Below are 10,378 nucleotides of genomic sequence, written 5' to 3' on the forward strand. Positions count from 1 at the left end.
GAATACGGTAGCAGGGGTTGGTGTTGGAGCCTCATAGTGAGGTAACCTCAACAAAACGTCCCCTGCAGAAGGTGAGTTCCCTTGGAACCCCAACACCCCACCCGACCTCCCCGCACCCGTGAACTGAGCGCCGCGGACAAGACCCGCGCCAAGGACGTCTCCCTGGCCCGCATCGGCCGGCTCTTCACCGCCCACCGCGGCCCCCTGGCCGCCGTCGTCGCGATCATCGTCGTCTCCTCCGCGCTCGGCGGGGCGTCACCGTTCCTGCTGCGCGAGGTCATCGACAAGGCCCTGCCCGAGCGCGACACCACGCTGCTCTTCTGGCTGGTCGGCGGCATGGTCGCCGTCGCCGCCGTCACCTCGGCGCTCGGCGTCGTGCAGACCTGGATGTCGACCAAGGTCGGCCAGCAGGTCATGCACCGCCTGCGCACCGACGTCTTCACCCACCTGCAGCGCCAGTCCGTCGGGTTCTTCACCCGCACCCGGACCGGCGAGGTGCAGTCCCGCATCACCAACGACATCGGCGGCATGCAGAGCGTCGTCACCTCGACCGCCACCTCCGTCGCGTCCAACCTCACCACCACGATCACCACCGCGGTCGCCATGGCCGCGCTGTCCTGGCGGCTGTCGCTGGTCTCCCTCGTCGTGCTGCCCCCCGCGATCTACCTGACCCGCAAGGTCGCCGGGATGCGCCGCGAGATCACCGCCGCGCGCCAGCGCGAGCTCGCCGACCTCAACGTCACCATCGAGGAGGGCCTCTCCGTCAGCGGCGTGCGCCTGAGCAAGACCATGGGCGCGGGCGCCGCGCTGGTCGAGCGGTTCACCGCCTCCTCGAACCGGCTGATCGACCTGGAGCTGCGCTCCGAGCTCGCCGGACGCTGGCGGATGGCCTCGATGAGCATCATCTTCGCCGCGATCCCGGCCGTCATCTACCTCAGCGCCGGCCTGCCGCCGACCGCGGGCTCGCTGAGCATCGGCACCCTGGTCGCGTTCACCGCGCTGCAGTCCGCGCTGTTCCGGCCGCTCATGGGCCTGCTCGGCGTCGGCGTGTCGCTGACCAGCTCGCTCGCCCTGTTCGCCCGGATCTTCGAGTATCTCGACCTGCCCGTCGAGGTCGACGACCCGGCCCACCCGGTGCCGCTGCCCCGCGCCACCACCCGCGGCCACCTGCGCTTCGAGGACGTCACCTTCAGCTACCCGGGCAGCGACGCGGCCGCGGTCGCCGGGGTCAGCCTCGACGTGCCCGCCGGCACCTCCCTCGCCCTCGTCGGTGAGACCGGCTCCGGCAAGAGCACCATCGCCTCGCTCGTCGCCCGCCTGCACGATCCCACCGGCGGCCGGATCACCATCGACGGCATCGACCTGCGCGACGTGCGGCTCACCGATCTCGCCGCGGTCGTCGGGGTGGTCAGCCAGGAGACGTACCTGCTGCACACCACCATCCGGGAGAACCTGCGCTACGCGAAGCCCGGCGCGACCGACGACGAACTGGTCGAGGCGGCGAAGGCGGCGCAGATCCACGACCTCATCTCCCGGCTCCCCGACGGCTACGACACGATGGTCGGCTCCCGTGGCTACCGCTTCTCCGGCGGCGAGCAGCAGCGCATCGCGATCGCCCGCACCCTGCTGCGCGACCCGCGCATCCTCGTCCTCGACGAGGCGACCAGCGCCCTGGACACGGAGACCGAGCGGGCCGTCCAACGGGCCTTCGACACCCTGGCCGAGGGACGCACCACGATCACCATCGCGCACCGCCTCTCCACCGTCCGCGACGCCGACCAGATCCTGGTCATCGACCAGGGCCGGGTCATCGAGCGGGGCACCCACGCCACCCTCCTCGAAGCCGCCGGCCCCTACGCCGCACTGGCCGCCTGAATCGGTGACTTCCCCGATGCGCCCGCCACCGCCGCGGGCGCATATTGGAGGTATGGGTCGAGTCCTCGCAGGGATCGCTGCCGCCGTCGTCGGACTGTTCATCGTCGGCGCGATCACTCTCTGGCTGGTCAAGGTGCTCCTGGGCGCCATCGGCTACCTCATCGTCGGCGCGCTCGTCGTGGGCGGCGCCGTCTGGCTCTACGGCCGGGCCCGGCGCGGCCTGTCCGGCGGCAGCCGCAACCAGCGCCGCCTCGAAGCCACCCTCGCCACCTGGCGCCAGCGCAACCGCTGACCCCCTCCGCCTCCCCTTCCCCGTGATCCGGAAGAGGCTGTGCACTCCTGAGTACCCAAGGTCTTCCGGATCACGGGAAGCGGCGATCACGGGGAGCGGCGATCACGGGAGGCGGGGCAGGACGGCGTCGGCCATGGACTCGGCGAGCCAGCGCTCGTAGCGGTCCAGGGTCCATCCGCAGCGGTGCACGAGGCGGATCGTCACGTCCGGCGCGGTGAGCGTCCACAGCACGTCGGCCGCCTCGGCGACGCTGACCCGCAGGCCGAAGCGCTCCCGCAGGTCGGCGGCGATGCCCCTGGTGCCGACCGCGCGCTCGGCCTCGACCGTGTCGATGAACGTCCGGACCTCGCGGTCGCCGGCCGCGCCCTCGCTGAGCACGATCGGCAGCAGCGGCAGGACCCGCTCGACCATGTCCCGGCCCATCTTCGCGTACAGGGCCAGGGCCGTCCGTCCGTCGGTCGCGGCGCGCAATGCCAGGGCGGCGGGGCGCTGGGCGATCGTCAGGGGCTCGGTGTCCCCGGCGAGCATCGTGTCGTAGACCGCCTTGAGGACCGCCGCCTTGCCCCCGACGGTGTTGTAGACCGTCTGGACGCTGCATCCGGCGCGGGCGGCGATCGCCTCGACGGTGGCGCCGGTGTACCCGCGGCGCAGGAACAACGCCCGGGCGGCGGCGATCACGCGCTGCCGGGTGGCCCGGGTCTGCTCCGCCCGGACCGCGCTGGAATACCGCCGCTCGGTCATGCCTACAACGCGACCGGCTCGGGCACCGGCAGGGCGCCGACCTGCCACAGGACGCTGAGCTCGTCGCGGACGCCCCAGTGCTCGACGAGGACGCCACCGGCGGAGCGGTACATGTGCATCGTCATCATCGCGTAGGGCCGGCCCGTCGCGGCGAAGCCGAGGTGGTCGCTGTTGTGCACGCCGTGGGTCGTGGCCCGGACCGCCACCGTGTCGCCGGCCGCGACGACCTCGTGCAGCTCGAACCGCAGCCGCAGCACGCCGGTCAGGAAGCCCATGATCTGCAGGTAGCCGGCGCGGCCCGTGGGGGCCCAGGGCGGCGCGCCGTGGTCGACGAAGTCCTCGGCGACGAGCGGTCCGATCCGGTCGACCGCGCCCTCGTTGATCGCGGCCAGCAGGTCACGCACCAGCTTCTCAGTGATCTCCATGGGGTTCCTCCTCAACGATTCGATAGAACCACGTTCCATCGGAACCGGTGCCCGGCTCAAGCTCGTTGGAGGGATCGGCGGCCGGGTTCTAGCCGACGCTGAGCGCGGGATCCAGTGCGAGGGTCGTGGCGGCGAGCGCGAGGAGGCCGATCGCCAGGCCGAACTGTGCCGAGTAGTCGCGGGCCAGCAGGTGCGTGTACACGGCGCAGGCGAAGAACACCACCAGCCCCGCGGCCGCGGCGGTGCCGAGCCCGGACCACGTCACCAGCCCGGCGAGCAGACCGAGGGCGCCGGCGAGCTTCAGCACGCCGATCGGAAACGTGAGCCACGACGTGGGCACCCCGGCGCGGGCCATGCCGGGCAGGATCGGCCGGAAGTGCACCACCGCGCAGGTGCCGGAGAACAGGTTCGCCGCGGCGGTGACCAGCGCGACGACGGTGTAGGCGGCCATGTCAGAACGCGTCCGCGTGGTCGGCGACCCAGCTCGCGAACGGGGTCGCCGGGCGGCCGAGGACCTCTTCCACGACGCCGGTCGGCGGGTGCTGCGGCTGGTCGAGGTGCCGCTCGTAGCGCTCCATCAGCGCCCCCACGAACAGCTCCGGCAGGCCGCCGACGGTGAGCTGCCAGGCGGCCACCGCGGGCGGCACCTCCTGGAACGTCAGCGGGCGGCGCAGCACGGCGCCGATGGTCGCGACCTGCTCGCCGTGGGTCAGCGACTGCGGGCCGGTCAGTTCGAGCACCCGCCCCGACAGGGTGCCGTCGCGCAGCGCGGCGGCGGCGACCTCGGCGATGTCCCGCTCGTCCACAAGGGACTCCTGGAAGGCGCGGAACGGGTACCGCACGACGTGCCCGGCCCGCAGCTGCGGGCCGAACGCGCGGGCGGCGTTGCCGGCGAAGGAGGAGGCGCGCAGGACGGTCCAGTCCAGGCCGCTGTCGCGGGCCGCGGCGTCGAGCTCCTTGTTGCGGTCACCGGCGAACCGGGACGGCTGCCGCTCCTCCGGGTCTTCGACGTTCATGGCGGTGAGCGCGACGACCTTCCGGACCCCGGCCGCGCGGGCCGAGGCGAGGATCCCGGCGGCGTCCTCGCCGGCGACCCTCGGGTGCAGGAACAGGGCGGTGGCGCCGTCGAGGCCGGCCTCGACGGCGCGGACGCTGTCGACGCCGGGCAGCGGGGCGCCGCGGGTGACGGCCCGGACGGGTTCGCCGGTCCCGGTCAGGATGCGCAGGAGGTGGCGGCCGATCGTGCCGGTCGCGCCGGTGAGCAGGATCATCGCGGTCCCTTTCCCAGGTATCGTGTCTTCGACAACCGATATCGTATGGATCTCATAATATATGAGTCAGGGATCGAGATGATATGAGTTCCGTATCACAGGACGGGAAGCAGGACGAGAAGCAGGACGGGAAGCGGCAGCGGCGGCGCTCCACGACCGCGATCAAGGAGTCACTGCGGGAGCTGTCGATCCAGCTGTCGCTGCTCAACCACCAGGTCGGCGGCCGGCTCGGGGTCAAGGACGCCGACTTCGACTGCCTCGACCTGATCAACCGGCACGGGCCGATGAGCCCCAGCGCCCTCGCCCGGCGCGCCGGCCAGCACCCGGCGACCATGACCGGCGTGCTGGACCGCCTGGAGCGGGCCGGCTGGATCACCCGCGAACGCGACCCCGGGGACCGCCGGGCCGTCCAGGTCCGCGCGCTCAAGGAGCGCAACACGGAGATCTTCCACCTGTACGCCGGGATGAACGCCGCCATGGACGACCTCTGCGCCGGCTACGACGAGGCGCAGCTCGAGCTGCTCGCCGAGTTCCTGGACCGGGCCACCACGGCCGGCCGCCGGGCCACGGACGACCTGGCCGAGCAGGACTGAATCCGCGCCGGACGGCCGCGCGTCAGCTGTCGAGGCGGGCCGCCGCGGCCCTCGCCAGGAGATGGAACGACTGGGCCTCGGCGGAGGTGCCGGGCCGGTCGAACGTGGGCGCCCCGCACACCTGCGTCACCAGGCCGTCGGCGGTCACCAGCGGCGCGACCGAGGCCAGCAGCGAGCGGCCGGCCGCCGCGTAGGACGCCGGGAGCCAGCCGTCCGCGACGCCGGTGCAGATGGTGTACGCCAACATCTGCGCGACGTTCGCCTCCGGGAACGACGCCGGATCGTCCAGGACGTTGCCGAACAGCCCATCGGGGCGGCGCAGCGCGAGGCACGCGTCGACGACCTCCCGTGCGTGGCCGGCGAGGGCGGGTCGCAGGGACGGGTCGTGCCGCAGTGCCCGGGCGATGCCGGCGGCGACCCAGCCACTGCCGGTGCCCCAGTGCTCGGCGGCGGCGAGGGTCGCGGTGTCCTCGTCCCAGCGGGCCGCGTACAGGCCGCCGGAGCACAGCCGCTCGCGGTGGCCGGCGACCTGCCGGGTGGCCTCGTCCGGATGGCCGGTCGCGGCGAGCAGCGGCACCACCATGTAGACGGTGTCCGCCCAGACCTCGCGGCCGCCGACGACGTGGAAGAGGGTGCCGTCCGTGGCCCGGGGCGCACCGGACAGCAGCCAGTCCAGCTGCGCGTCGAGGTGGGCCCGGAGCGCCGGGTGACCGATCAGGGCCTCGCCGCAGGCGGCGCCGTTGACCGAGCCCGACTCCTCCCCCACCGTGCCGAGCCGGCCGTCGGCGCTCTGGTGCACGACCGCGTCGCGGGCGAGCAGCCGGGCCAGGCCGGTGTGGCCGAGGTCGAGCAGGGCGTGCGTGGCGACGCCCTGCTCCCACGAGTGCCGCTGCATGGCCAGCAGCGCGAGCAGGACCGGGTCCCCGGCGGTCACCTCGGTCGAGGCGGTCACCTCAGCTGACGGGCGTCAGGACGAAGACGGGGATCTCCCGGTCGGTCTTGGTCTGGTAGCTGTCGTAGTCGGGCCAGGTCTCGTTGGCGCGCTTCCACCACGCGGCGCGTTCCTCGCCGGTGACCAGGCGGACGCTGTAGTCCTTGCGGACCGGGCCGTCCTGCAGCTCGACCTGCGGGTGGGCGACGAGATTGTGATACCAGACCGGGTGCTTCGGAGCGCCGCCGTTGGAGGCGACGACCGCATACTCGCCGTCGTGCTCGACCCGCATCAGCGGGTTCTTGCGCAGCTTGCCGGACTTCGCGCCGAGCGTGGTGAGCAGGATGATCGGGCGGCCGCGCAGCGTGTTGCCCTCCGCGCCGTTCGTCCGCTCGAACAGCGCCGCCTGCTCGTTGGCCCAGTCGGCGGCGCCCGGTGCGTACTCTCCGCTCAGTGGCATGACAGCTCCTCACGACGTATGACGGTGCGCTCGATCAACATTACCCGTGGGAGTCGGTGCTGCCGGAGGTGTTCGCGTCCGGCAGGTCCTCCCCGGGCGGCGCGGCCACGGGATCGCCGGCCGGCTCCGAGGCGATGGGCCCGCCGTCGGACTCGTCCGAGGGCTGGGTGCCCGGTGGCTCCTTGTCCGGGGTCGGCTCGCCGTCCGGATGGGCGACGAGATACCGGACGGCGGTGTTGCCGACCGCCAGCAGCGGGACCGCGACGAGTCCGCCGACGATACCGGCGGCGACCACGCCGGTGGTGATCGCCAGGATCACCGCGAGGGGGTGCAGGGAGACCGCGCGGCCCATGATGAGCGGCTGCAGCACGTGGCCCTCCAGCTGCTGCACGGCGATGACGATGGCGAGCACCAGCAGGGCGTGCAGCGGGTCCTTGGTCACGAGGGCGACCAGCACGGCGACCGCGCCGGACAGGGTCGCGCCGACGACCGGGATGAACGCGCCGAGGAAGACCAGCGCGGCGAGGGGCAGCGCCAGCGGGATCCGCAGGATCGCCAGCCCGATGCCGATACCGACGGCGTCGACGAACGCGACCAGGACGGTGGCCCGGACGTAGGACACCAGCGTGAACCACGAGTAGTGGCCGGCGCGGGCGGCGGGCAGGCGGGCCGGGACGGGCAGCAGTCGGCAGAGGAACTCCCAGATCTGCCCGCCGTCGCGCAGGAAGAAGAACAGCGTGAACAGCACCACGAAGAAACCGGTGAGGACCTCGGTGATGGTGGTGGCGGTGGTCAGGGCGCCGGAGGTGAGCGCGCCGCGGTTCGAGGACAGCTGGCTGCCGATCCCGTTGATGGCGGAGTCGACCTGCTCCTTCGAGATGTGCAGCGGCCCCTTGGCGAGCCAGTCGCGGATCTCGTTGACGCCGCCGGCGACCTGTTCGCTGAGGCTGTCGAACTGGGCGATGAACGTCTGCACGATGACGCCGAGGCCGCCGAACACGACGACGAGCCCGCCGACGAGGACGAGCCCGGCGGCGAGGGACCGGGGCACGCCCCGCTTGCGCAGGCCGGCGGCGGCCGGTTCGAGCAGCGCCGCGAGCAGCAACGCGACGACGACCGGGATGACCATGAGCCGCAGCGCGTCGATGAGGCGCAGCAGCAGGTACGCGGCGGCGATGAACAGCACGATCCGCCACGCCCACGCCCCGGCCACGCGCACCCCGTGCGGGATGCCGTCGTCCACAGTGGAACGCTGGTCGACGACCAGCACATCACGGTCGGACGCCTCGCTGCGGAAGTCGGGGACCACGCCGGTCCTGCGGGCCGTGGTCAGTCGCGCCTTCGCACGGTCGGACACTTGCGCGATCCAGGTCATGCCGTCGCCTCCGCTTCGCTCCGGCGCCGACCTGACCCCAAGACTGCGCCCCTGATGACCGGCCCGAGCCGCTGCGCTGGCCGGTCATGCCGACGCTGTACCCCTCGACGGCCTACGCCAATCGAGGGGTTCGCGGCGGTTACTTGACCCGGTCGTACCGGGCGAACGTGTCGGGCTCCGTGGGAGGCGTGGTGCGCCACACGTCGCCGACGCAGGTGTAGTTGACCGGGTCGAGGTTGGGCTCGAGGGTGATCGTGCCCGCCTTACGCCCGTCGACCGTGAAGACCACCGCCGCGTCGCTCTCCTTGCCGGCGTACTCGATCGTGCGGCCGACCGTCTTGACCTGCCACTCAGCGGTGCCCTGGAACGTGCCGGTGATGGTGCGGCCCTTGTCGTCCTTGCCGCTGTAGACGAACTTCGTGTCGTCCTCGATCGCACTGCCGTCGGCGTTGATCGTCCACACCTTGCCGGCACCGACCATCTTGACCTTGCCGATGCCCTCGCGCTTCTCGATGTCGGTGCCCGCGAAGTCGACGGTCTTCTGAAAACCGGTCTGGTTCCACTTGCCGACCAGGCAGGAGTCGACCGGACCGGCCTGGGACGCCGGCGCGGTGCTGGGGCCGGCGACCGGATCGGCCTTCTTGTCCTTCGACAGCGCCACGACCACGATCGACACCGCCAGCACAGCGAGCAGGACGACCGCGGAGATCACCACCATCGGCAGCTTGCTGCGCGATGGCGGCGGCACGGGGAGCATGCCGGTGGCCGGCGGCTGGTAGGCGTTGGCGGGCGGCCCGCTGTAGGGCGCCGCCGAGTTGGGCGCGATGTTGTACGGCGCCGCCGAGTAGGGCTGGTTGCCGTAGTTGGGCTGCTGCGGCGGCTGGTACTGGGGCGGATACTGCTGCGGCGCGGGCTGCTGTGGCGGGTACTGCTGCGGCGCCGGCTGCTGCGGCGGGTACTGCGGGCCCGGCTGCTGCGGCGGGTACTGCGGCCCCGGCTGGCCCTGCTGCGGATACTGCGGACCCGGCTGGCCCTGCTGCGGGTACGGCCACTGCTGCGACGGATCCACGATTGTCCTCCCCGATACTGACGTGTTTCGCCGTAGAGGATGGCACATCGGACCCTGGCCTGCAGGACGCGAGAAGCGACATATGGTGCATTTACCAGGTCAGGTCACCACGTGGCAGGCTGGGAGTTTCCCACTGGCGCCAATCGACCGACCCTAAACCCGCAGAAGTGTGTGACCATCGAGCGGAGCGGGTACACGTCGCGCACCGGGCAGGCCCGTCGGAGGAGGTTGAGCATCATGCTCAGCGAGAGCGAGCAGCAGCGGCTCGCGGACATCGAAGCCGCACTGCGCAATGACACGCGGTTCGTCAACGGGTTCAACCGGGCGATGACCCGCCGAGTCACACCCCGCCGCATCATCGCGGTCGCCATCGCCGTCGCCGGGGTCCTCGGCGTCGTCGTCGGCCTGGCCGCCGGCAGCGTCGCGGGCACGGTCCTGGCGATCTGTGCCGTCGGCGTCGCCGGAGGCGTGTGGACCTGGCGATCGCCGCACCAACCAGAGCCACCTGTCATCCCATAACCGCACCTCACCGCACCGCACGTCCGACCCCCGAAGGCCCCGCCGGCCGTCGGGGGTCCGTGCACTGCCGTTAAACTTTGTACCGTGTTGCCCCCTATCGCCCGGATCAAGGTCGCGCTGAACGGCAGTCGGCGCCCCGGCGAGCACCCGGCCCTGCCCTGCACGCCCGCCGAGCTCGCCGTCGCCGCGCGGGAGGCGGTCGCCGCCGGTGCGGAGGCCGTGCACCTGCATCCCAGGGACGCCGGCGGCCTCGAGTCGCTCGATCCGGCCGACGTGGGTGCCGCCGTCGCCGCGGTCCGCGAGGCCTGCCCGGCCACGCCGATCGGGGTCACCACCGGGCTGTGGATCACCGACCGGGACGTCGCCGCCCGGCAGGGCGCCGTCGCCGGTTGGGCGCAGCTCCCGCCGGTCCGGCGCCCCGACTTCGCCTCCGTCAACGTCGCCGAGCCCGGCCTCACCGACCTCGTCGGCACGCTGCGGTCGCTCGGCGTCGCGATCGAGGCCGGCGTCTGGTCCGTGGAGGACGCCTCGGCGCTGTCCATCGTGGATGACCTGCCCCGGATCCTCGTCGAGGTCATGTCGCCCCGGACCGACGCCGCGGCGGTCCTGGCCCGCCTCGACGAGATCGGCGTCCGGGGTGAGCGGCTCCTGCACGGCGAGGGCGAGCAGTGCTGGCCGATGGTCGCCCTGGCCGGTCGGCTCGGCCTGCCGACGCGCATCGGCCTGGAGGACACCCTCACCGGTCCCGGCGGCGCCCCGGTCAGCGGCAACGCGGAGCTGGTCCGGCAGGCGCTGTCGGTCTGGGCGGCGCCCGACTGATCCGCCCC

At 72.4% G+C, this 10,378-nt stretch carries 13 protein-coding genes; 5 read left to right on the forward strand and 8 right to left on the reverse strand.

Annotated elements, in window-relative coordinates; translation table 11 throughout:
- Window positions 1–123: 123 nt before the first annotated feature.
- Together Dsi01nite_RS38065 and Dsi01nite_RS38070 are read left to right on the forward strand one after the other, a co-directional pair.
- On the forward strand, window positions 124–1,875 hold the full coding sequence (locus Dsi01nite_RS38065) for an ABC transporter ATP-binding protein (protein WP_203851249.1): 1,752 nt from the start codon (window positions 124–126) through the stop codon (window positions 1,873–1,875).
- A gap of 52 nt (window positions 1,876–1,927) precedes the next feature.
- Complete coding sequence (locus Dsi01nite_RS38070; protein WP_203851235.1) at window positions 1,928–2,167, forward strand: hypothetical protein; 240 nt, start codon at window positions 1,928–1,930, stop codon at window positions 2,165–2,167.
- A 102-nt stretch (window positions 2,168–2,269) separates the two neighbouring features.
- Here the strand turns inward: Dsi01nite_RS38070 and Dsi01nite_RS38075 are convergent, their stop codons facing one another.
- The 4 genes from Dsi01nite_RS38075 to Dsi01nite_RS38090 all read right to left on the reverse strand — a co-directional run bounded on the left by Dsi01nite_RS38075 (window position 2,270) and on the right by Dsi01nite_RS38090 (window position 4,604).
- On the reverse strand, window positions 2,270–2,908 hold the full coding sequence (locus tag Dsi01nite_RS38075) for a TetR/AcrR family transcriptional regulator (RefSeq protein ID WP_203851236.1): 639 nt from the start codon (window positions 2,906–2,908) through the stop codon (window positions 2,270–2,272).
- 2 nt (window positions 2,909–2,910) lie between these two features.
- Window positions 2,911–3,333, reverse strand: a complete 423-nt coding sequence (locus Dsi01nite_RS38080) for an ester cyclase (protein ID WP_203851237.1) — start codon at window positions 3,331–3,333, stop codon at window positions 2,911–2,913.
- 88 nt (window positions 3,334–3,421) lie between these two features.
- Entirely contained in the window at window positions 3,422–3,784 is a 363-nt protein-coding gene (locus tag Dsi01nite_RS38085) for a DoxX family protein (RefSeq protein ID WP_203851238.1), read from the reverse strand.
- 1 nt (window position 3,785) lies between these two features.
- Entirely contained in the window at window positions 3,786–4,604 is an 819-nt protein-coding gene (locus Dsi01nite_RS38090; RefSeq protein WP_203851239.1) for an SDR family oxidoreductase, read from the reverse strand.
- A gap of 83 nt (window positions 4,605–4,687) precedes the next feature.
- On the opposite strand from Dsi01nite_RS38090, the gene Dsi01nite_RS38095 reads away from it, so the two are divergent.
- A complete protein-coding gene (locus Dsi01nite_RS38095) occupies window positions 4,688–5,197 on the forward strand; it encodes a MarR family transcriptional regulator (protein ID WP_203851240.1) in 510 nt (169 codons plus the stop codon).
- Between the two features lie 22 nt (window positions 5,198–5,219).
- Here the strand turns inward: Dsi01nite_RS38095 and Dsi01nite_RS38100 are convergent, their stop codons facing one another.
- From Dsi01nite_RS38100 to Dsi01nite_RS38115, 4 genes are all read right to left on the reverse strand, one after another.
- The gene (locus tag Dsi01nite_RS38100; RefSeq protein ID WP_239136465.1) at window positions 5,220–6,149 is read right to left on the reverse strand and encodes a glycoside hydrolase family 88 protein; all 930 of its coding nucleotides are present in this window, start codon (window positions 6,147–6,149) and stop codon (window positions 5,220–5,222) included.
- 1 nt (window position 6,150) lies between these two features.
- Window positions 6,151–6,588: a nitroreductase family deazaflavin-dependent oxidoreductase gene (locus tag Dsi01nite_RS38105; RefSeq protein ID WP_203851241.1), complete on the reverse strand. Its 438-nt coding sequence runs from the start codon at window positions 6,586–6,588 to the stop codon at window positions 6,151–6,153.
- A gap of 40 nt (window positions 6,589–6,628) precedes the next feature.
- Window positions 6,629–7,963: an AI-2E family transporter gene (locus Dsi01nite_RS38110; protein WP_203851242.1), complete on the reverse strand. Its 1,335-nt coding sequence runs from the start codon at window positions 7,961–7,963 to the stop codon at window positions 6,629–6,631.
- Window positions 7,964–8,102: 139 nt separating this feature from the next.
- The gene (locus tag Dsi01nite_RS38115; protein ID WP_203851243.1) at window positions 8,103–9,032 is read right to left on the reverse strand and encodes a hypothetical protein; all 930 of its coding nucleotides are present in this window, start codon (window positions 9,030–9,032) and stop codon (window positions 8,103–8,105) included.
- A gap of 237 nt (window positions 9,033–9,269) precedes the next feature.
- Between Dsi01nite_RS38115 and Dsi01nite_RS38120 the strand changes: the two genes are divergently transcribed.
- Entirely contained in the window at window positions 9,270–9,551 is a 282-nt protein-coding gene (locus tag Dsi01nite_RS38120; protein ID WP_203851244.1) for a DUF3040 domain-containing protein, read from the forward strand.
- An 84-nt stretch (window positions 9,552–9,635) separates the two neighbouring features.
- Window positions 9,636–10,370 (forward strand): 3-keto-5-aminohexanoate cleavage protein, encoded by a 735-nt coding sequence (locus Dsi01nite_RS38125; RefSeq protein WP_239136466.1) that lies wholly within the window; start codon window positions 9,636–9,638, stop codon window positions 10,368–10,370.
- The last annotated feature ends 8 nt before the right edge of the window (window positions 10,371–10,378 follow it).

The organism is Dactylosporangium siamense, from assembly GCF_016862795.1.
GTDB classification, from domain to species: domain Bacteria; phylum Actinomycetota; class Actinomycetes; order Mycobacteriales; family Micromonosporaceae; genus Dactylosporangium; species Dactylosporangium siamense.

Excerpts from the sequence above, each read along its gene's own strand:
- Dsi01nite_RS38090 (WP_203851239.1), bottom strand. The coding sequence starts at position 4,604 with ATGATCCTGCTCACCGGCGCGACCGGCACGATCGGCCGCCACCTCCTG.
- Dsi01nite_RS38105 (WP_203851241.1), bottom strand. The coding sequence starts at position 6,588 with ATGCCACTGAGCGGAGAGTACGCACCGGGCGCCGCCGACTGGGCCAAC.
- Dsi01nite_RS38110 (WP_203851242.1), bottom strand. The coding sequence starts at position 7,963 with ATGACCTGGATCGCGCAAGTGTCCGACCGTGCGAAGGCGCGACTGACC.
- Dsi01nite_RS38075 (WP_203851236.1), bottom strand. The coding sequence starts at position 2,908 with ATGACCGAGCGGCGGTATTCCAGCGCGGTCCGGGCGGAGCAGACCCGG.
- Dsi01nite_RS38070 (WP_203851235.1), top strand. The coding sequence starts at position 1,928 with ATGGGTCGAGTCCTCGCAGGGATCGCTGCCGCCGTCGTCGGACTGTTC.
- Dsi01nite_RS38095 (WP_203851240.1), top strand. The coding sequence starts at position 4,688 with ATGAGTTCCGTATCACAGGACGGGAAGCAGGACGAGAAGCAGGACGGG.
- Dsi01nite_RS38080 (WP_203851237.1), bottom strand. The coding sequence starts at position 3,333 with ATGGAGATCACTGAGAAGCTGGTGCGTGACCTGCTGGCCGCGATCAAC.
- Dsi01nite_RS38085 (WP_203851238.1), bottom strand. The coding sequence starts at position 3,784 with ATGGCCGCCTACACCGTCGTCGCGCTGGTCACCGCCGCGGCGAACCTG.
- Dsi01nite_RS38120 (WP_203851244.1), top strand. The coding sequence starts at position 9,270 with ATGCTCAGCGAGAGCGAGCAGCAGCGGCTCGCGGACATCGAAGCCGCA.